The sequence below is a fragment of the Micromonospora sp. IBHARD004 genome (assembly GCF_052814115.1).
The window spans coordinates 5,567,493-5,585,531 of sequence record NZ_CP199934.1; the positions used below are offsets into that span (position 1 = coordinate 5,567,493).

The following is an 18,039-nucleotide window of genomic DNA, read 5'->3' on the forward strand; positions in this document are numbered from 1 at the left end:
TGGTTTAGGCAGCCGGCTGGAGGAGCCGGTGACTTCACCATGATCTGACGTCACTCCTCTTCGAGCCGGCTGGGCAGGGATCGCTTCCCTGCCCTTTTGTGTACGAGCAGCCGGCTCGACCTCGGGCGCCGGCCCCGGGGCACGGTCGGCGGAAGGAACCCCACCGTGACGACCCCGGACGCCCATCGGGTCATCGACCAGCGGATCGACCGTGTCGTGCCGCTGACCACCCCGGCCCTGCTCCACCACCACCTGCCGCTGGACGCGACGCTCGCCGAGGCCGTGCTGGCCGGCCGGCGCGCGGTGGGCAGTGCGCTGGACCGCGCCGACGACCGCCTGCTGGTGGTGGTCGGCCCGTGCTCGGTGCACGACCCGGCCGCCGCCCTGGAGTACGCGGGCCGGCTGCGCGAGGTGGCCGACCGGCTCTCGGACGACCTGCTGGTGGTGATGCGGGTCTACTTCGAAAAGCCGCGCTCGACGGTGGGCTGGAAGGGCCTGATCAACGACCCGGGGCTGGACGGCTCCGGTGATGTCAACACCGGCCTGCGAACCGCCCGCGCGCTCCTGCTCGACGTGCTGCGCCTCGGCCTCCCGGTGGGCTGCGAGTTCCTCGACCCGATCACCCCGCAGTACATCGCCGACACCGTCGCCTGGGGCGCGATCGGCGCGCGGACGGTGGAGAGCCAGGTGCACCGGCAGCTCGCCTCCGGCCTGTCCATGCCGATCGGCATGAAGAACCGCCCCGACGGCAGCATCTCGACGGCGGTGGACGCGATCCGGGCGGCCGGCGTGCCGCACGTCTTCCCCGGCATCGACTTCTCCGGCACTCCGGCGATCATGCACACCCGGGGCAACGCCGACGGCCACCTGGTGCTGCGCGGTGGCGGCGGGCGCCCGAACTACGACGCCGAGTCGGTGGCCGGGGCGCTGGACCTGCTGCGCGCGGCCGGGCTGCCGGAGCGGGTGGTGATCGACGCCAGCCACGCCAACAGCGGCAAGGACCACCGCAACCAGCCGAAGGTGGCGGCGGACGTGGCGGCCCAGCTCGCCGCCGGGCAGCGCGGCATCGTCGGCATCATGCTGGAGAGCTTCCTCCAGCCCGGCCGGCAGGACCTCGACCCCACCCGCGAGCTGGAGTACGGCAAGTCCGTCACCGACGCCTGCCTCGGCTGGGACACCACCGCCCAGGTCCTGACGGACCTGGCCGCCGCCGCCCGCACCCGCCGCGCCACCCTCCCCACCCCCGCCTGACCAGGTTGATCATGAAGTTGTTGCCGATCGGCACGGCGTGTCGCGGCAACAACTTCATGATCAGCGCGAGGGGACGCGCGGGGGTGGCGTGGGGAGGTAGAGACAGCGCCGCCCCGGCCGGGGGCCGGGGCGGCGCTGGGTGTCGGTGTGCAGGTCGCCTCTCGGCGAGTGGCACGACGCGGCTCCAGCCGAACGGTATTCCGCGAAGGCAATTTGGGTGAGGCCCGGGGACACTGGACACACCGACGCTCTGCACAACGGCCCGACCGGCCCCGGTGTTCCGGGTCGGCGTGTGTCCGCCGTCACCCCGGCCCGCGCCACGACCGGGGAGGTTTGACCGATTCGGGCCCGGGTAGCTGATCGGCGTGACCGACGACGCACCCGTGACGGACGAGCCGGACACCCGGCAGCTCGACGACCTGCTCGACGACATCTTCCACGGTCAGGAGCGGATCAGTCAGGCGGTCATCTACCGCCGGGCCGTCGCCGCGGAGCTTCCGGCAGAGCTGCTCTCCCGGATCGCCGCCCTCCCCCAGGGCGAGTACGCGGTGGACGAGGCGGCCGACCTGCTCGGTGGGACCGTGGCGTGAGAACCGGCCGGCGACGGATCGGTACGGCGGCGGACCGTGCCACGCCGAGGGCCCGGACGACGGAGAGGACAGTGCGATGACCGACCGCGACGAGGGGCACGAGCACATCGAGGCGCTCGGCCAACCGCCGAAGGGCCCGGATCCGAACGCGAATCCCGACTTCTCCCGTGAGCACCAGGAGACCGCGGTGGATGACGAGATCATCACCGCCGAGGACGAGGGCGAGCGCGAGCCGGAGGCGTCACGCGGTTGGGCCGGCGAGGACCACGGGACGACCCCCACCTGATCCCGGACGAGCGGAAGGGGCCGGCGCGGACGCCGGCCCCTTCGTCGTACCCGGGTCACTTCTCGTCGTGGTGCCCGCCGTCGGCCGCCTGCTGGGCAACCGCGTACCCCATCTGGAGGAAGTCGGAGGCGGCCACGGCGGTGAGCGCGGTGGCCACCAGCCGGGTGAGCCGGGGGGCCAGGACCAGACCGCCGGTGAGCCCGGTGGCCACCCACACCGCCAGGCAGAACGGGCAGCTCAGCAGCTCGCCGATGGCGTGCCGGGTGGGGCTGCCCCGGTCGCGGACCTGCTCCATCACCTCGCCGCTGCCGATCGGGTGGTCGTAGCGGGTGAACGGGGCGCGCAGCGGGCTGGTGACCGCGTCCTTGGAGAGCAGCCGGCTGAGCTTGTGGGTGGCGATCGAGAGCAGCACCACGTCGGCCGGGGCGGGTTGCTCCGGCACCGGCCGCCCGGTCGCCCGGACCACGCCGGCCAGGGCCGCAGTGACGGTGGCGTAGGTGCCCATCGCCACCAGGTACCCGCCCAGTGGCCGGTGCTCGTCCGGCGCGTACGCCCGGCGCAGCCGCGCCACCTTCTGCTTCAGGCCACTGGTGGTCACCCGGTCTCCTCGGTTCGTCAATCGCCCGGCTCAGCCGGCGGTCAGGTTGTCGGCCACCTCGCGGGCGAGGTTGGCCAGGGTCTCGTCGGCCAGCCCGTCGGTGTCCCCGCCGGCCAGGTCCAGCCGGACCCGGGCGCCGCCGGCGTCGGCCGCTTCGACCTGGATCTCGGCCGACCATCCGGGCGCGGAGTCGCTGCACCACCGGGCCCGCAGCTGCGCGGCGCTGACCACCTCCGGGCGGCGCTCGCCGTCCTGGCGCAGCGGCTCGGGCAGCCAGGCCGCCGCGCGGTCCGGGTCGGTTGCCGTGTTGAAGACCACCTCGGGCGGCGCGGACATGCCGCGCTCGGCGTGGGCCGCCATCAGAGGTCCCGCAGCCGGCTCGGGTCGACCTCGCGGCCCGGGTGCCGGGCGAGGTACTCGGTCTCCAGCTCCGCGGTGCGGCGCAGGTGGTTGGCGAGCGCGGAGTCGGCCGCGTGTCGCAGGGTGTCCAGCCGGGTGCGGTGCAGGCTCTGCATCTCCCGGATCAGGTCCTCGTCGCCGAGCTCGGAGGGGTCCACCCCGAGCAGCTCGCCGTCGACGTCGACGCTGGCGGCGTCCCTGACGTGGTCGCCGTCCCACTCCGGCATCCGCTGCTCCGGGCTGGCGTCACCGGTCCGGCGTACTGATTCGGTCATCGTCGCCCCCTCGTCTCGTTCGGGCTGGCGTCTAGACGGATGCCCAGCCCGGGTGCCACCAAACCCCACCGACTACGACACCGCGTCGGAGATGGCGGGTGGCCCCGGTACGCTCGAGGGCATGAAGCGGCTCTGGACACCGGCGTGGATCGCCCGCCACGTGGCCATGGTCGTGCTGGTCGTGGGCTTTCTCGGCCTCGGCTGGTGGCAGGTCACCCGGGCCGCCTCCGGCAACACGCTCAGCTTCGGGTACGCGATCGAGTGGCCGGTCTTCGCCGGCTTCGTGGTCTTCGTCTGGTGGCGTGAGGTGCGACACACGCTGCGCGGCACGCGTACCGAGCGGCCGACCCCGGCGCCGTCGGCGACCGCCGGCTCCGAGCCCGCCGCCGCCACCGCGGGGGTACGCCGGCCGGTGCGGGTGAGCCGGGTGCCGGTGCCCGGCGACGGGGTCCAGGACGGCGACCTCGCCGAGTACAACCGCTACCTGTCATGGTTGAACGCCAACCCGGGCGCGAAGCCCGGTGACTATCCCGGCTGAGGCCGGTGCGGAAGGACGGACGACGGTGGGCGGAGCCCTTACCCGGTACCGCGTGATCGCCTGGATCGTGGGCGTGGCGCTGGTGGTGCTGGTCCTGGTCGGCATGCCGCTGAAGTACGGCTTCGACAACCCGAGCGTGGTGGCGGTGGTGGGCACCGCGCACGGCTGGCTGTACATGCTCTACCTGGCCGCCACCTTCGACCTGTCCCGCCGGGTCGACTGGCCGCTGAAGCGGATGCTGCTGGTGATGCTCGCCGGCACGGTGCCGTTCGTGTCGTTCTACGCGGAGCGCCGGGTCAGCCACTGGCTGACCGCCGAGCGGCCCCGGACGCCGGAGCCGGTCGCCGGCTGACCACCGGGCCGGGGGTCGGCGGCCGGCCCGGCGGTCAGCGGTTGGCGCGTGGCGGTCAGCGGTTCGGCCGCCACGGGTCGGCGGCGGCGAGCGGCTCCCCCCACCCGCCGTGGCGGGCGCCCTCGCGGGCCCGCTGCAGCGCGCGGGTGACCTGACCGAACTGCCGCTCGTCGTCGCTGCTGAAGAGGAGCACCTCGGTGCCGCGGTACCGGCCCCACAGCTCGTGCGCGGGCGGCCGCCAGCGGTCGCCGAGCAGCACCAGCGCCAGGGGCAGCAGGCCGACCGTCCCCAACGTCAGGTACGCCCCGGCGGTGAGCCGCTGCAGTCCGCCGGTGAAGCCGAGCAGCACCCCGACGCCGCCGATCATGGCGGCGGTGACGACCACGGCGCGGACGGCGAGCCGGTCGTGCGGGCCGCGACCGGTCCGGAGCTGGGTCAGTTCGGCGACCGGCCAGCTGTTCCGGCCGACGGTGAAGCGCTCACCGGTGACGACGATGCCGGGTCGCGCGTAGAGCAGGGTCGCGGCCGCGCCGGTCGCCTTCGGCGAGCGGGGCGGGTGGGTGGCGGAGCCATCGGTCTGCACGGCGTCCTCCCAGGGCTCGCGCGCCGGGCTGTCTGCGCCGCCGGTGAGCTGGCGCCGATGCCGTCCGACGGGATTCCCGGCTCCGCGCTTCATTGTGTTGCGGTCGCGCCAGCCGGACCGGCGGTTTTCGGCGCCCGCGGACGGCTGCGGCGGCCGGCTATGCCGACAAACCAAATCCATTTCGGTCTTTATCGGGATTTTGCGGAACGATGTCTGGCGACATTCGCCCAGAACGACGAATCACGCGAACCGCCCGGAGCGCGCGGACCGGGACGGGGCCGCGACGGCCGGCCGGCAAAGCGGTCACGAAGCGTAATCCGCCCCAGCGGCACTTCCGGTCACTTTGCCAACATTCGCCCCTGCTTCAACTGCGGGTGACTCCCGTCCCGGGTTAGGTTGTCCGAGCCGGACCGGTCGACCGCCATCCACCCGGATGGCCCCGGGCCGGTGTCGCCGGGAGGGAAAGCCGCCCCGGCGACCGCGGGAGAGGAGCTTTCCGCTCTTGTCGTCCTTACGGATCCTGCTGCGTTCGCTGGCGGTCGCCGGCCTCTCGGCCGCGCTGATCGCCCCGGCGTCGGTGGCTCGGGCCGAGCCCACCCCCGCCGAGCTGACGAAGCAGATCGAGAAGTCCTCGACTGAGCTGGAGCGGATCGTCGAGTCCTACAACAAGCTCAACGAGGAGATCAAGGCCAACAAGGCCACCGCGGCCGCTCTGCAGGCCAAGATCGGCCCGTTGCAGGCACAGGCCGAGCGGAGCCGCGCCGACGTCGGCCAGATCGCGGTCGTCGCGTACAAGACCGGTGGGTTGCGGACGGCGCAGGCCCTGCTGGACCGGGGCACGGTCAGCTCGCTGCCGGACCGGCTGGGCACCCTGGACCAGCTGACCCGGCAGCGTCAGGCGACCATCGCCGGCTTCACCGCCAACCAGCGCAAGCTGATCGCCGAGAAGACCCGGCTGGACGCCACCCTGGCCCGGGAGGCCGCCCAGGCAAAGCAGCTCACCGCGGGCAAGAAGAAGATCCAGGCCGACCTCACCCGCCTCTACGAGCTGCGCCGGCAGGCGTACGGGCGGGCCACCGAGGCGCCTACCAGGTCGACCTCCGCCGGGAGCGCGCCGGCGATCTCCGGCTCGGCCGGGGTGGCCGTGCGGTACGCGTACGGGGCGATCGGCAAGCCGTACGTCTGGGGGGCCGACGGCCCCGACGGGTACGACTGCTCCGGCCTGACGCTGGCCTCGTGGCGGGCGGCCGGCAAGTCGTTGCCGCACAGCGCGGCGATGCAATGGGACGCCACCTCGCGGATCAGCCGCGGCTCGCTGCAACCAGGCGACCTGGTCTTCTACTCCGGTCTGGGGCACGTGGCGCTCTACGTCGGCAGCGGTCAGGTGATCGACGCGCCGAGCGCGGGCCGCAACGTCCTCAAGCGGGACATGGACATGATGACCATCGCCGGGTACGGCCGGGTGCGTTGACCCTGGAGACGGCGAACGGCCGGCGTCCCCCTATCGGACGCCGGCCGTTCGTCTGCTCAATTACTACCAGCTCAGGCCGCCTGCAGCCCCTCGGCCCGGGCCAGCTCACGGAGCCGGCCGAGGGCCTGGATCTCCAGCTGGCGGATCCGCTCCCGGGAGAGCGAGAAGCGCGACGCCACCTCGGTCAGCGAGTGCTCCCGGCCGTCCTCCAGGCCGTAGCGGGCCCGCATGATGCCGGCCGAGCGGTCGTCGAGGTGGTTGAGCAGGCCCTCGATCCGCTGCCGCTCCAGGCCGGTGAGGACGATGTCCTCCGGCGACGGGGCGTCGCTGTCGGCGACCAGGTCGCCGAGGTTGGTGTCGCCGTCGTCGCCCACCGGGGTGTCCAGCGAGACGGTGTCCTGCGACCAGCGGACCAGCTCGTTGACCCGCTCGACGGTGACCCCGAGGGACGCCGCGATCTGCTCCGGCTCCGGGTCGCCGCCCAGCTCACGGGTGAGCTGACGGGCCACGTTGCGCATCCGGTTGACGTCCTCCACCAGGTGCACGGGCAGCCGCACCGTGCGCTCCTGCTGGGCGATCGCCCGGCTGATCGCCTGGCGGATCCACCAGGTGGCGTAGGTGGAGAACTTGTAGCCCCGCTCGTAGTCGAACTTCTCGACCGCCCGGACCAGACCGGTGTTGCCCTCCTGGATCAGGTCCAGCATGGGCATCCCGGACCGCACGTAGCGTCGGGCGATCGACACGACCAGTCGCAGGTTCGCGCGGATGAAGAGGTCCTTCGCCCGCTCGCCCTCGACGACCAGCCGCTCCAGGTCCTCCCGGTCGACGCCGTCCGGTACGCGGTCCTCCCCGAGCAGGTGCTCGGCGTAGAGGCCGGCCTCGATCGCCTTGGAGAGGTCGACCTCCTTGGCGGCGTCCAGCAGCGGCGTACGGGAGATCTCGTGCAGGTAGACGCCGACCAGGTCGCGCTCCTCGGCAACCTCGTCGGTTCGCATGCCGATGTTCTTGTCCACGGTGCCCACGGTCCCCTCGCTCGCGCCGGTTGCCCGGTTCCTTGCCATCCCCACGTCCATCAGCCCCTCCCCGTAACTTCCGCTGTGCCCACCGGTGCTGACACCTACACAACAGATGAGACGTGTCGGGGATTCCATGTCGTGAGTCGAAGTTGTCACGAATGCCTGAGTAGTAGCTGAGAGCCCGGTCCATGTTTGCTGTCAGGACCCCGGTAGGTCGGCTCGCCCGCCGCCCCGGGAACGAAGCGACGGATCAGCGGAATCGTCGTGCCCCCACGGAATCGCACCATTGCAAATTCCATGAACACAGCGACCCGCGTCACCGCCTCAATGCGATCCTGGTCACTGCCAGATACGCGTCGGTGGACCGGTCGGTTCAGCCACGGGTGAGGATTACCCCACCCCTCGATGAACAATCCGCAGCGCGAAAGACGTCCCGTGCGCGGCGTGACGCGTGTCGCACCGGGGCGGGCCGGGGCGGTGCGCCGGGGGACGGCGCGGCGCCGGGTCAGGAGGCGAGCAGGTCCAGCGCGTCGCGCACCTGGTCGGCGGAGCGGGCCAGGGCGGCCCGGGCGGCGGAGACCTCGGCGCCGGAGACGAGGGAGACGAGGGCGGTCTTCAGGTCGCCGTCGGCCTCGTTCAGCGCCTGCCGGCAGACCTCCTCGGCGCAGCCGGTGGCCTCCATCAGGATCGAGATCATCCGGCCGCGCAGCTTGGCGTTGGTGGCCACCATGTCGATCATCAGGTTGGAGTAGACCCGGCCGAGTCGCACCATCACGGCGGTGGAGAACGTGTTGAGCACCAACTTCTGCGCGGTGCCCGCCTTCATCCGGGTCGACCCGGTGACGACCTCCGGTCCGGTGTCCACGCCGATGAAGACGTCCACCGACGAGGCGGCCTCGGCCTCCGGATTGGCGCAGAGCAGCACGGTCGCGGCCCCCTGGGCCCGGGACGTGGCGAGCGCCCCGAGGACGTACGGGGTGCGCCCGCTGGCGGCCAGTCCGACCACCAGGTCGCCGGGGCGCACGCACTCGGCGGCCTCGGCCGCGCCGGCCCGCTCGTCGTCCTCGGCGTCCTCGACGGCACGCCACATCGCCTCGGGGCCGCCGGCCAGGTGGGAGCAGAACCAGTGCCGCGGCGAGTTGAAGGTGGGCGCCAGCTCGGCCGCGTCCAGCACGCCCAGCCGCCCGGAGGTGCCGGCGCCGAAGTAGTGCACCCGGTGCCCGCCCCGCAGCGCCGCGACCGCCAGGTCGACGGTCTCCGCGATCTCGTCGAGGACGGCGGCCACCGCGGCCGGGACCCGCCGGTCCGCGTCGTTGATGACGGTGAGCACGTCCCGGGTCGACATCAGGTCCAGGTCGACGCTGTGCGGGTTGCGCCGCTCGGTCGGCGCGCCGACGCGCACCACCGGACGGACCGCGGCCAACTCGTCCCGATCCACCCGCCCGGCGGTCATCCGCGCCTCCGCGGCGAGCCCACCCGGTGCGACTGGACCGCCTCGGCGGTCGCCTCCAGGGCCTTCTTGGCCCTGGCCCGGTTGCGCGCCGCCACCCCCACGAAGAGGCAGTCGACGACGGTGAGCTGGGCCAGCCGGCTGGCCATCGCGCCGGAGCGGTAGGTGGTCTCCCGGGCCGCGGTGGTGAGCACGAAGTCGGCCACCTCGGTGATCGGCGACCGGGGGAAGTTCGTCAGGGCCACCGTGGTGGCGCCGCGCGCCCGCGCCTGCTCCAGCACCTCGATCACGTCGGAGGTGGTGCCGGTGTGCGAGATACCGACGGCGACGTCGCCCCGGCCGAGCAGGGCCGCCGAGGTGAGCGCGGTGTGCACGTCCGGGAAGTAGAAGGCGGTCCGGCCGATGCGGTGCAGCTTCTGCTGGAAGTCGGAGGCGACGAAGCCGCTGGCGCCGGCGCCGTACACGTCGATCCGGCCGGCCCCGCCGATCGCCTCGACGACCTGCTCGCAGATGGCCGGGTCGAGCTGCTCGGCGGTCTCCTCGACGGCCCGCGCGTCGTTGAACGCGATGGTCGCGATGATCTGCGCGAGGTCGGCGCCGGGCGGGATGTCGCCGCCGACCACCCGGGCGTCCGGCGGCTCGATCCGGCGGGCCGCCTCGGCGGCGAGCCGGATCCGCAGCTGGGGGTAGCCGTCCATGCCGACCGACCGGCAGAACCGGATGACGGTCGCCTCGGAGGTCGCGGCGGCGGTGGCGAGGTCGGTGATGGTGCGCCGGGCGGCGTCCGCCGGGTCGGCGACGACCAGCCGGGCGACCCGCTGTTCGGCCGGGGACAGCGACGGGAGCAGGCCACTGATGTGGACGATCAGTCCACCTGGTTCGTGACTCGCAGAAATCTTCGGACTCTTCGCCACGGATGAAACTTACTTTCATGAAGCGTGAGCGTCAACCATCACCGCCCGTATCCGGAAAAGTACCGCCCTCCGCGCCGGGCCCCCGCGGCAAGGGTGCCATTCCCCCAGCCCGGCCGCCTCATCCGGTAAGGCCGACTCGGCCGTGCCGGCCGGTCCGCCGATCGGCCGTCGTCCCCGTCCGGCCGACCGGACGGCCAGCCCGGCCCGCCGGTCGGCGGGGCGCCACGGCGACCCGGCGCAGGTCGGCGAGGAGGCGATCCGCCGGCGGTGGGCGCGGACCGTTCCAAGCCACCCGCCCTGGGCCCCGGCCGGGCGCCGCCGGCAGCTAGCGTGGGCCCATGGCGGAGCGCAGTGTGCTGGTCACCGGAGGCACGGGCGGGCTGGGCGGGGCGGTCACCGCCGCCTTCCTCCGGGCCGGCTGGCGGGTGGTCGTACCCGAGCGGGAGGGCGCGGCGGCGGAGCCGGCCGGGTCCGGACCGGTCCGGGTCACCGCGGACCTGCTCGAACCCGCCGGGGCCGCCCGGGCCGTCGAGCTGGCCACGGCCGACCCCGGCGCGCCGCTGCGCGCGGTGGTCAACCTCGTCGGCGGGTACGCCAGCGGCGGGCTGGTGCACGAGACCCCGGTCGAGGAGTTCGACCGGATGCTCCGGATCAACCTCCGCCCGACGTACCTGGTCACCCAGGCGGCGTTGCCGTACCTGGTCGCGGCCGGCGGCGGCGCGGTGGTCTGCGTCTCGGCCCGGGCCGCGGTGGCGCCCTTCCCCGGCGCGGCGGGCTACGCCACCGCCAAGGCCGCCGTGCTCGCCTTCGCCAACGCGGTGGCGGTCGAGTACCGGCCGCGCGGGGTCCGGTGCAACACGGTGCTGCCCAGCGTGATCGACACCCCGGCGAACCGCGCCGCCCAGCCGGACGCCGACCACCGGCGCTGGGTCTCCCCCGCGGAGATCGCCGCGGTGATCCGCTTCCTGGCCTCCGACGAGTCGGCACCGACCAGCGGCGCCAGCATCCCGGCCTACGGCCGGGCCTGAGCCGCCACCGGACCGGCCGGCTCCGCACCGCCCGCGGGTGGGCCGGCGGTCGGCGCCGTGTCGGCCGACGGGCCCGCCGGCAGCCACTCGGTGAGGTGGGCCCGGATCCGGCGGGAGACCTCGTCCGGTGAGCCGCCCGCGTCCACCACCACGAAGCTCGGATACTCGGGCAGCGTCCGGTACGCGGTCGCGGCGGCGGTGAGCCAGCGCATGCTCTCGTGGTCCGTGCCGCGCCGCTCGATCCGCCGGTACGCCTCGGCCGGGTCCACGGTGAGCAGGAAGGTCACCCGCGGGGCCGGGAAGAGCCGGTAGCCGGCCCGGGCCAGCCGTTCCCACCGCTGACCGCCGTGCGCCCGGATGCTCGCGTACTGGCAGGCGGAGTAGCGGTCCATCACCGCGGTCCGGCCGGTGACCAGGCAGCTCAACAGGGCGAGGGCGATGGCGAGCCAGCGGAGCGCGGACTCGGCCGCGAGCAGGCCGTCGCGCCCGACGAGCCGCTGGGCGTCCGGGCGCCCGAGCCGGTGGGCGAGCCGGCCGAGCCACCGCCGGCCGCCGGCGTTGCGATGGTAGGTGGCCGGGTGACCGGCCGCGCTGAGCGCCTCGGCGAGCCGGTGCGCCTGGGTGGTCTTGCCCGAGCCATCGATGCCGATCAGGGCGACGGTACGCAGTCGGGGCCCGCCGCGCCACGCCCGCACTGATCTCACCACCTTCCCCACGCTATCCGACCCGCGCTCGCCCACCCGGCGATTTGCCCCTTTCTGTGCCCGTCGACGCCACACGTGCCACCGCCAGGTGTGGCCGACCCGATTGCCGGGTACGCAACTTCATTCCCACCGCCATGTGACGACGACGGGAGACCCAGATGGCCGAGCGCGGGGACGAGACCCTGGTCCACACGCTGAAGAAGGTCGCCGCCGTGCTCAAGCAGTCCGAGATCCCGTTCGCCCTGGGCGGCAGCTTCGCCGTGTACGCCCACGGCGGCCACTCCAGCGACCACGACGTCGACTTCCTGCTCCGCGAGCAGGACGTGGACCGGGCGCTGGAGGCACTGGTCGCGGCCGGCTTCACCGCCGAGCGCCCGCCCGAGGACTGGCTGGTCAAGGTCTACGACGAGGGGCGGATGGTGGACCTGATCCACCGGCCGATCGAGACCCCGGTGACCGAGGAGACGTTCGCCGACACCATCGTGCGCCCGGTCGACGCGATCCACATGCCGGTGCTCTCGGCGACCCAGCTCATGGTGCACAAGCTGCTCAGCTTCTCCCAGCACTACTGCGACTTCGCCCGCGCCCTGCCGCTGGCCCGCTCACTGCGCGAACAGATCGACTGGGAACGGGTACGGAAGGACACGCAGCACTCGCCGTACGCAGAGGCGTTCCTGGTGCTGCTCGACCGGCTGGACGTGCTGCCGCAGGGCGGCACACCCGAAGGAAGGGAGACACCGTGACCGAGCAGCACGGCGGCGGCGCCGCACCGCCCGACGAGTACGTCGAGGCGGAGATCCACCGGATGCTGGCCGAGGACCCGGCCGTCGCCGAGCAGGGGATCACCGTGGTCCGCCGCGAGCGGGGCCTGGTGCTCTACGGCGAGGTGGAGAGCCCGCACCGGCGGGAGGAGATCCTGCGCCGGGTGACCGAGCGCTTCCCCGACGTGCCGGTCACCAGCGACATCGGGGTGATCCGGGCGCAGGCGCCCAGCCAGGCCGAGGAGCTGCCGTGAGGGAGGTGGGATCGTGATCCGGATCGCCGCCGTCGGCGATGTCCACGTGGACCAGGACGTGGTCGGTCGGTTCCGGCCGGCCCTGGAGGAGTTGCCCGACTGCGCCGACGTGCTGATGCTCGCCGGTGACCTGACCCGGCACGGGACCGAGTCCGAGGCGCGCTGCGTGGCGCAGGAGTTCGGCAATCTCGGGGTGCCGGTGATCACCGTGCTCGGCAACCACGACCACCAGTGCGACCAGGTGCCGCAGGTGGTCAAGGTGCTGGAGGATGTCGGAATCACCGTGCTGGAGGGGACCGGGATGGTGCTGGAGTGCGCCGGCGGGCGGCTCGGCGTGGCCGGGGTGAAGGGCTTCGGCGGGGGCTTCGCCGGGCGGTGCGCCAGCGACTTCGGCGAGCCGGAGATGAAGTCCTTCGTCCGGACCACCAACGAGAGCGCGGACGCGCTCGGCGAGGCGCTGCGCGGGCTGGAGTGCGACCTGCTGGTCGCGCTCACCCACTACTCCCCCGTGCCGGACACCCTCGCCGGCGAGCCGCTGGAGATCTACCCGTTCCTCGGCTGCTACCAACTGGGGCAGGCGATCGACTCGGCGCCGACCGCGCTGGCCCTGCACGGGCACGCCCACCACGGCACCGAGCGGGGCACCACCCCGGGCGGGGTACGGGTCCGCAACGTCGCCCACCCCGTGATCAAACAGGCGTACAGCATCTTCCACCTGGGAGATCATCTGGTCGGGTGACCCAGGTTTCCGGGCTCGGATGGCCGGGTATTCAGCGGCCATGGAGCTGATTCTCTGGATTATCGCAGTCGTACTCGTGGTCGCCGGCATCCTCGCGCTGTTCCGCCGGCAGATCCTGTGGGGCATCGTCCTCATCGTGGTCGGTCTTCTGGTCGGCCCGGGTGGCGTCAGCATCTTCAGTTAGACGCCGGTTCCGCACCAACCCTGACCCGCCGGGGTCGTCGGGTCCGGATCTCCGTCCTCCCAGACAGGAGCATCCGGGCACGACGACCCCGGCGTCGCGCGTTCCGGCGGGGCGACGTGTGCCGGTCGGGCGCGGAGGGCCTGGCCGCGCCCGCCGTCAGCAGCGGGGGACGTTCGGGATGTAGCCGTCGTACCCGGTGTAGACGTACGCGTCGGCGATGTACCGGCCGGAGCCGATCCGGTCCCAGATCGAGCTGGTGCCGTACGTGCCGGTGACGCTGGTCCCGCTGGTCTGGCAGTAGATGGTCACCCTGGTGCCGTCGGCGATCGAGCCGACCGCGGTGTAGCCGGTGCCCGGGCCGGAGCGGACGGTCAGGTCGCCGCCGGCCGTGTTCACCGTGCCGGAGCCGGTGGTGGAGCAGTTGTTGTCGCTGGTGTAGGTCTTGGTGCCCCAGTAGAGCGCGAGCGCGCCGTTGAACCGGGCCTGGATGTCGTTGCCGTTGAGCCGCTGCTCGTAGTGCAGGTGCGGGCCGGTGGAGCCGCCGGTGCTGCCCACCCAGCCGATCACCTTGCCGTAGCCGACGCTCTGGCCGACGGAGACGTTGAAGCCGTTGAGGTGGGCGTAGTACGTGGTGTATCCGCCGCCGTGGTCGATCCGCACGTACTTGCCGTAGCTGGTGCCGCCGAGGTCGGTCACCCGGTCGACCGTGCCCGGCGCGCTGGCCACCACCGGGTCGCCGAGGTCGTCGGTGCGGTTGAAGTCGATCGCGTACGCCGGGCTGTGGTCGGAACGGGTCTGCCCGGACCAGGACTGGCCGCACGGGAAGGGCACCTTGAAGGTCGGCGCGGCCAGCGCCGGGGCCGCGGGCACCAGGGTGATCGCGGCCAGCAGGGCGGCCGCGGCGAGGCTGAACCACCGTCTACGCATCCAGCACCTCCAATGTTGAAATCCTTCGATCTCGTCCGTTCAGCGTGACAGAAAGTTCCATCGATGGGAAGGGGCCCGGCGCCGCGGGAAGCGCGGTGCGTGGGAGCGCGCCCACTGCCGGTGAGGGGGTTTCGGGATTGTTACCGGGCCGTGTCCGGCTGGGGGTGGACTCGGGATGATGCAAGCGCTTACATGTGGGGACGACCATCGGACCGGCGCGGGTTCGGTTCCCCACGCGCCGGCAAGGAAGGAGATCGGCATGGCGTTTGCCAGATCGCGCCAGGCTCTCGCGATCGCCGGCGTACTGGGGCTGGCGCTCGGCGCCACCGCCTGCGGCACCGGCAACGACAAGAAGAGCGGCAAGGCGAGCTCCCCCGAGTGCGCCGCATACGAGAAGTACCAGGGCCACGACGGCAAGAAGGTCTCGATCTACGCCTCGATCCGGGACGCGGAGGCCGACCTGCTCGAGCGGTCGTGGAAGCAGTTCGAGGACTGCACCGGCATCAAGATCGACTACGAGGGCAGCGGCGAGTTCGAGGCGCAGCTCGGCGTCCGGGTCGACGGCGGCAACGCGCCCGACATCGCCTTCGTGCCCCAGCCGGGCCTGGTGAAGCGGTTCGCCGATGCCGGCAAGCTGAAGGCCCTCGGGGCCGACACCAAGGCCCTGGCCGAGCAGAACATGCCGGCCGACTGGTTGAAGTACGGGACCGTCAACGGGACTCTCTACGGGGTTCCGCTTGGCGCGAACGTCAAGTCCTTCGTCTGGTACTCGCCGAAGATGTTCAAGGACAAGGGCTGGACCGTCCCGACCACCTGGGACGAGCTCATCGCGCTGAGCGACAAGATCGCGGCGAGCGGCACCAAGCCGTGGTGCGTCGGCGTCGAGTCCGGTGACGCCACCGGCTGGCCGGCCACCGACTGGATCGAAGACCTGATGCTGCGGACGCAGACCCCCGACGTCTACGACCAGTGGACGACCCACGGCATCCCGTTCAACGACCCGAAGGTCGCCCAGGCGGTCGACAAGGCCGGCACCATTCTCAAGAACGAGAAGTACGTCAACGGCGGGTTCGGCGGCGTCAAGAGCATCACCACCACCTCCTTCCAGGAGGCGGGCGTGCCGATCACGACCGGCAAGTGCGCCATGCACCGGCAGGCGTCCTTCTACGCCAACCAGTTCCCGCAGGGCACCAAGGTCGCCGAGGACGGTGACGCCTTCGCCTTCTACTTCCCGGCCGTCGACCCGGCCAAGGGCAAGCCGGTGCTGGGCGGCGGCGAAGTCGTCGTCGGCTTCGCCGACCGCCCGGAGGTGCAGGCGGTGCAGACCTACCTCGCCTCCGGCGAGTACGTCAACAGCCGCGCGAAGCTCGGCAACTGGGTCACGGCGAACAACAAGCTGGACATCGCCAACGTGGCCAGCCCGATCGACAAGCTCTCCGTCCAGATCCTGCAGGACAAGAACTCGGTCTTCCGCTTCGACGGCTCCGACCTGATGCCGGCTGCGGTCGGCGCGGGGACGTTCTGGAAGGGCATGGTCGACTGGCTGAACGGCAAGGACACCGCGACGGTGCTCAACGGCATCGAGAGCAGCTGGCCGAAGTGATCTGAGACGGTGGTCCGGCCCGCGCAGGCGGGCCGGACCACCGTTCCCGACCGAACCCTTGAAGGAGGGTCGATGGAGTTCGACTTCGCGGAGGAACAGCCGAAGTTCCTCATGCTGATGTACGGGCTGATCGCTTTCGTCGCGGTGGTGGGCGGCCTGCTCCTGCTCCTCGACGTGGTGCCGGCCTGGTTCGCCCGCCGTCGCGAGGCGCAGCTGATCGCCGCCTCCGCGAGCGGCGCCCCACCGCCCCGTCGGCGCAAGCAGCGGGAGGGGCTCTTCGCGCTCTTCTTCCTGCTGCCGACACTGCTGCTGCTCATGGTCGGGCTGGTGGTGCCGGCGATCCGCACCACGCTGCTTTCCTTCATGGACCGCGACAGCGTCAACTGGGTCGGCCTCGACAACTACAGCTGGATGTTCTCCGAGGGCTCGATCATCCGGGTACTGATCAACACCCTGGTCTGGGTGATCCTGGTGCCGCTGGCGGCCACGTCGTTCGGCCTGATCTACGCCGTGCTGGTGGACCGGGCCCGGCTGGAGGCGGTGGCCAAGTCGCTGATCTTCATGCCGATGGCCATCTCGTTCGTCGGCGCGAGCATCATCTGGAAGTTCGTCTACGCCTACCGTGGCGACGGTGAACAGCAGATCGGCCTGCTCAACCAACTCGTGACTAGCCTCGGCGGCGAGCCGAAGTCATGGTTGCAGGAGGCGCCGCTCAACACGCTCCTGTTGATCGTGATCATGGTCTGGATCCAGGCCGGCTTCGCCATGGTGGTGCTCTCCGCCGCGATCAAGGCCATCCCGGCCGACATCGTGGAGGCCGCCCGTCTCGACGGGGTCACTCCCTGGCAGATGTTCTGGCGGATCACCATGCCGAGCATCCGGCCAGCGCTGATCGTCGTGGTGGTGACGCTCTCGATCGCCACGCTCAAGGTCTTCGACATCGTCCGGACCGCCACCAACGGCAACTTCGACACCAGCGTTATCGCGAACGAGATGTACAACCAGGCGTTCCGGTACCAGGAGAACGGGCAAGGCTCGGCCCTGGCGGTCTTCCTCTTCGTCCTGGTCATCCCGATCGTGATCTACCAGATCCGCAACCTGCGTCAGCAGCGGGAGGGCTGAGATGACCACCGCCACGCCCACCGTTCCGGCCGGCACCCAGGCCACCGAGAAGACCACCGTCGCGGGCCGGGTCCGCAAGCGGCTGAACAGCCGTATGGCCACGCTCGTCTCGATCGTCATCGCACTGGTCTGGACCATCCCGACCTTCGGCCTGCTGATCTCCTCGGTCCGGCCGGAGGACCAGATCAAGACCACCGGCTGGTGGACCTTCTTCACCAACCCGCAGTTCACCCTGGACAACTACCAGCAGGTGCTCTTCGGCAGCTCCTCCTCGTCGGGGCAGCTCGCCACCTACTTCATCAACTCGCTGGCGATCACGATCCCGTCGGTGCTCTTCCCGCTCGCCTTCGCGTCGCTGGCCGCGTACGCGCTGGCCTGGATCAACTTCAAGGGCCGGGACTGGCTCTACATCGCGATCTTCGCGTTGCAGATCGTGCCGCTGCAGATGGCCCTGGTGCCGCTGCTGAGGTTCTTCTCCACCGGCGTCACCATCGCCGGCGTCACGGTGCTCCCCGCCTGGGACCTGGTTGACGAGCAGAAGTTCGCCCAGGTGTGGTTCGCGCACACCTGCTTCGCGCTCCCGTTCGCCGTCTTCCTGCTGCACAACTTCATCGCGCAGCTGCCCAGGGACCTGATGGAGGCGGCCCGGGTCGACGGGGCCACCCACCCGAAGATCTTCCGCACCATCGTCCTGCCGCTGATCACCCCGGCCCTGGCGGCCTTCGGCATCTTCCAGTTCCTCTGGGTCTGGAACGACCTGCTGGTCGCGCTGATCTTCGCGGGTGGCCGCAGCGAGACCGCCCCGCTGACCGTCAAGCTGGCCGAGATGGCCGGCACCCGGGGCAACGAGTGGCAGCGGCTGACGGCCGGCGCTTTCGTGTCGATCGTCGTACCGCTGATCGTGTTCCTGTCCCTCCAGCGCTTCTTCGTGCGCGGCCTGCTCGCCGGCAGCGTCAAGGGCTGACCCGCAGGTCCGCCGCCGCCGGTCCCCCGG

Annotated in this window: 22 protein-coding genes and 1 pseudogene; 14 read left to right on the forward strand and 9 right to left on the reverse strand. The window is 71.7% G+C overall.

All coding sequences use genetic code 11. The features are described from left to right. Positions 1-165 precede the first annotated feature (165 nt). The 3 genes from ACTWO6_RS27125 to ACTWO6_RS27135 all read left to right on the forward strand — a co-directional run bounded on the left by ACTWO6_RS27125 (position 166) and on the right by ACTWO6_RS27135 (position 2,127). Positions 166-1,251, forward strand: a complete 1,086-nt coding sequence (locus ACTWO6_RS27125) for a 3-deoxy-7-phosphoheptulonate synthase (RefSeq protein ID WP_446216584.1) — start codon at positions 166-168, stop codon at positions 1,249-1,251. 356 nt (positions 1,252-1,607) lie between these two features. After that, a complete protein-coding gene (locus tag ACTWO6_RS27130; protein WP_446220781.1) occupies positions 1,608-1,841 on the forward strand; it encodes a hypothetical protein in 234 nt (77 codons plus the stop codon). A 76-nt stretch (positions 1,842-1,917) separates the two neighbouring features. After that, the gene (locus ACTWO6_RS27135) at positions 1,918-2,127 is read left to right on the forward strand and encodes a hypothetical protein (protein WP_446216585.1); all 210 of its coding nucleotides are present in this window, start codon (positions 1,918-1,920) and stop codon (positions 2,125-2,127) included. Between the two features lie 55 nt (positions 2,128-2,182). Here the strand turns inward: ACTWO6_RS27135 and ACTWO6_RS27140 are convergent, their stop codons facing one another. From ACTWO6_RS27140 to ACTWO6_RS27150, 3 genes are read right to left on the reverse strand one after another with little or no spacing between them, the layout of a single operon-like run. Then, positions 2,183-2,725 (reverse strand): DUF1360 domain-containing protein, encoded by a 543-nt coding sequence (locus ACTWO6_RS27140; RefSeq protein WP_446216586.1) that lies wholly within the window; start codon positions 2,723-2,725, stop codon positions 2,183-2,185. Positions 2,726-2,755: 30 nt separating this feature from the next. Further along, the gene (locus ACTWO6_RS27145) at positions 2,756-3,085 is read right to left on the reverse strand and encodes a hypothetical protein (RefSeq protein WP_446216587.1); all 330 of its coding nucleotides are present in this window, start codon (positions 3,083-3,085) and stop codon (positions 2,756-2,758) included. Further along, on the reverse strand, positions 3,085-3,399 hold the full coding sequence (locus ACTWO6_RS27150) for a DUF6158 family protein (RefSeq protein ID WP_446216588.1): 315 nt from the start codon (positions 3,397-3,399) through the stop codon (positions 3,085-3,087). Before ACTWO6_RS27150 ends, ACTWO6_RS27145 begins: the two co-directional genes overlap by 1 nt. Before the next feature lie 121 nt (positions 3,400-3,520). On the opposite strand from ACTWO6_RS27150, the gene ACTWO6_RS27155 reads away from it, so the two are divergent. Continuing rightward, complete coding sequence (locus ACTWO6_RS27155; RefSeq protein ID WP_446220782.1) at positions 3,521-3,937, forward strand: hypothetical protein; 417 nt, start codon at positions 3,521-3,523, stop codon at positions 3,935-3,937. Positions 3,938-3,962: 25 nt separating this feature from the next. Beyond that, on the forward strand, positions 3,963-4,289 hold the full coding sequence (locus ACTWO6_RS27160) for a DUF3817 domain-containing protein (protein WP_446216589.1): 327 nt from the start codon (positions 3,963-3,965) through the stop codon (positions 4,287-4,289). Positions 4,290-4,344: 55 nt separating this feature from the next. Here the strand turns inward: ACTWO6_RS27160 and ACTWO6_RS27165 are convergent, their stop codons facing one another. Next, on the reverse strand, positions 4,345-4,872 hold the full coding sequence (locus tag ACTWO6_RS27165) for a DUF6232 family protein (protein ID WP_446216590.1): 528 nt from the start codon (positions 4,870-4,872) through the stop codon (positions 4,345-4,347). Between the two features lie 502 nt (positions 4,873-5,374). On the opposite strand from ACTWO6_RS27165, the gene ACTWO6_RS27170 reads away from it, so the two are divergent. Continuing rightward, a complete protein-coding gene (locus tag ACTWO6_RS27170) occupies positions 5,375-6,343 on the forward strand; it encodes an NlpC/P60 family protein (RefSeq protein ID WP_446216591.1) in 969 nt (322 codons plus the stop codon). Between the two features lie 71 nt (positions 6,344-6,414). Here the strand turns inward: ACTWO6_RS27170 and ACTWO6_RS27175 are convergent, their stop codons facing one another. The 3 genes from ACTWO6_RS27175 to ACTWO6_RS27185 all read right to left on the reverse strand — a co-directional run bounded on the left by ACTWO6_RS27175 (position 6,415) and on the right by ACTWO6_RS27185 (position 9,723). Beyond that, positions 6,415-7,404, reverse strand: a complete 990-nt coding sequence (locus ACTWO6_RS27175) for a sigma-70 family RNA polymerase sigma factor (RefSeq protein ID WP_446216592.1) — start codon at positions 7,402-7,404, stop codon at positions 6,415-6,417. A gap of 460 nt (positions 7,405-7,864) precedes the next feature. Further along, positions 7,865-8,812 (reverse strand): N-acetylmuramic acid 6-phosphate etherase, encoded by a 948-nt coding sequence (gene murQ, locus ACTWO6_RS27180; protein WP_446216593.1) that lies wholly within the window; start codon positions 8,810-8,812, stop codon positions 7,865-7,867. After that, positions 8,809-9,723, reverse strand: coding sequence for a MurR/RpiR family transcriptional regulator (locus tag ACTWO6_RS27185; RefSeq protein ID WP_446216595.1), 915 nt, complete (start codon positions 9,721-9,723; stop codon positions 8,809-8,811). Before ACTWO6_RS27185 ends, murQ begins: the two co-directional genes overlap by 4 nt. Positions 9,724-10,061: 338 nt before the next feature. Between ACTWO6_RS27185 and ACTWO6_RS27190 the strand changes: the two genes are divergently transcribed. Beyond that, a complete protein-coding gene (locus ACTWO6_RS27190) occupies positions 10,062-10,751 on the forward strand; it encodes an SDR family NAD(P)-dependent oxidoreductase (protein ID WP_446216596.1) in 690 nt (229 codons plus the stop codon). On the opposite strand, the gene ACTWO6_RS27195 is transcribed toward ACTWO6_RS27190, so the two are convergent. Further along, positions 10,736-11,458 carry a dTMP kinase gene (locus tag ACTWO6_RS27195; protein WP_446216597.1) on the reverse strand — a complete coding sequence of 241 codons (723 nt, stop codon included), beginning with the start codon at positions 11,456-11,458 and terminating at the stop codon, positions 10,736-10,738. The genes ACTWO6_RS27190 and ACTWO6_RS27195 overlap by 16 nt on opposite strands. Before the next feature lie 155 nt (positions 11,459-11,613). On the opposite strand from ACTWO6_RS27195, the gene ACTWO6_RS27200 reads away from it, so the two are divergent. The 4 genes and pseudogenes from ACTWO6_RS27200 to ACTWO6_RS27215 all read left to right on the forward strand — a co-directional run bounded on the left by ACTWO6_RS27200 (position 11,614) and on the right by ACTWO6_RS27215 (position 13,393). Continuing rightward, complete coding sequence (locus ACTWO6_RS27200; RefSeq protein ID WP_130339398.1) at positions 11,614-12,198, forward strand: nucleotidyltransferase; 585 nt, start codon at positions 11,614-11,616, stop codon at positions 12,196-12,198. A gap of 62 nt (positions 12,199-12,260) precedes the next feature. Further along, a complete protein-coding gene (locus ACTWO6_RS27205) occupies positions 12,261-12,470 on the forward strand; it encodes a hypothetical protein (protein WP_446220783.1) in 210 nt (69 codons plus the stop codon). A 10-nt stretch (positions 12,471-12,480) separates the two neighbouring features. Beyond that, positions 12,481-13,259, forward strand: a pseudogene (locus tag ACTWO6_RS27210) (metallophosphoesterase family protein). Continuing rightward, positions 13,250-13,393 (forward strand): GPGG-motif small membrane protein, encoded by a 144-nt coding sequence (locus ACTWO6_RS27215; protein ID WP_165440126.1) that lies wholly within the window; start codon positions 13,250-13,252, stop codon positions 13,391-13,393. Before ACTWO6_RS27210 ends, ACTWO6_RS27215 begins: the two are co-directional and overlap by 10 nt. Before the next feature lie 156 nt (positions 13,394-13,549). Here the strand turns inward: ACTWO6_RS27215 and ACTWO6_RS27220 are convergent, their stop codons facing one another. Beyond that, a complete protein-coding gene (locus ACTWO6_RS27220) occupies positions 13,550-14,320 on the reverse strand; it encodes a peptidoglycan DD-metalloendopeptidase family protein (RefSeq protein ID WP_446216598.1) in 771 nt (256 codons plus the stop codon). A 259-nt stretch (positions 14,321-14,579) separates the two neighbouring features. Here ACTWO6_RS27220 and ACTWO6_RS27225 point away from each other — a divergent pair, with 259 nt between their 5' ends. The 3 genes from ACTWO6_RS27225 to ACTWO6_RS27235 all read left to right on the forward strand — a co-directional run bounded on the left by ACTWO6_RS27225 (position 14,580) and on the right by ACTWO6_RS27235 (position 18,009). Continuing rightward, complete coding sequence (locus ACTWO6_RS27225) at positions 14,580-15,923, forward strand: ABC transporter substrate-binding protein (RefSeq protein ID WP_446216599.1); 1,344 nt, start codon at positions 14,580-14,582, stop codon at positions 15,921-15,923. A gap of 72 nt (positions 15,924-15,995) precedes the next feature. Continuing rightward, complete coding sequence (locus ACTWO6_RS27230; protein WP_446216600.1) at positions 15,996-17,045, forward strand: carbohydrate ABC transporter permease; 1,050 nt, start codon at positions 15,996-15,998, stop codon at positions 17,043-17,045. Between the two features lies 1 nt (position 17,046). Then, the gene (locus tag ACTWO6_RS27235; protein ID WP_446216601.1) at positions 17,047-18,009 is read left to right on the forward strand and encodes a carbohydrate ABC transporter permease; all 963 of its coding nucleotides are present in this window, start codon (positions 17,047-17,049) and stop codon (positions 18,007-18,009) included. Positions 18,010-18,039 lie beyond the last annotated feature (30 nt).

Bases quoted from the DNA above. Each gene is read 5' to 3' on its own strand.
- ACTWO6_RS27135 (WP_446216585.1), top strand. From the start codon at position 1,918: ATGACCGACCGCGACGAGGGGCACGAGCACATCGAGGCGCTCGGCCAA.
- ACTWO6_RS27145 (WP_446216587.1), bottom strand. From the start codon at position 3,085: ATGGCGGCCCACGCCGAGCGCGGCATGTCCGCGCCGCCCGAGGTGGTC.
- ACTWO6_RS27150 (WP_446216588.1), bottom strand. From the start codon at position 3,399: ATGACCGAATCAGTACGCCGGACCGGTGACGCCAGCCCGGAGCAGCGG.
- ACTWO6_RS27155 (WP_446220782.1), top strand. From the start codon at position 3,521: ATGAAGCGGCTCTGGACACCGGCGTGGATCGCCCGCCACGTGGCCATG.
- ACTWO6_RS27175 (WP_446216592.1), bottom strand. From the start codon at position 7,404: ATGGCAAGGAACCGGGCAACCGGCGCGAGCGAGGGGACCGTGGGCACC.
- murQ (WP_446216593.1), bottom strand. From the start codon at position 8,812: ATGACCGCCGGGCGGGTGGATCGGGACGAGTTGGCCGCGGTCCGTCCG.
- ACTWO6_RS27190 (WP_446216596.1), top strand. From the start codon at position 10,062: ATGGCGGAGCGCAGTGTGCTGGTCACCGGAGGCACGGGCGGGCTGGGC.
- ACTWO6_RS27200 (WP_130339398.1), top strand. From the start codon at position 11,614: ATGGCCGAGCGCGGGGACGAGACCCTGGTCCACACGCTGAAGAAGGTC.
- ACTWO6_RS27205 (WP_446220783.1), top strand. From the start codon at position 12,261: ATGCTGGCCGAGGACCCGGCCGTCGCCGAGCAGGGGATCACCGTGGTC.
- ACTWO6_RS27215 (WP_165440126.1), top strand. From the start codon at position 13,250: ATGGAGCTGATTCTCTGGATTATCGCAGTCGTACTCGTGGTCGCCGGC.
- ACTWO6_RS27220 (WP_446216598.1), bottom strand. From the start codon at position 14,320: ATGCGTAGACGGTGGTTCAGCCTCGCCGCGGCCGCCCTGCTGGCCGCG.
- ACTWO6_RS27225 (WP_446216599.1), top strand. From the start codon at position 14,580: ATGGCGTTTGCCAGATCGCGCCAGGCTCTCGCGATCGCCGGCGTACTG.
- ACTWO6_RS27230 (WP_446216600.1), top strand. From the start codon at position 15,996: ATGGAGTTCGACTTCGCGGAGGAACAGCCGAAGTTCCTCATGCTGATG.
- ACTWO6_RS27235 (WP_446216601.1), top strand. From the start codon at position 17,047: ATGACCACCGCCACGCCCACCGTTCCGGCCGGCACCCAGGCCACCGAG.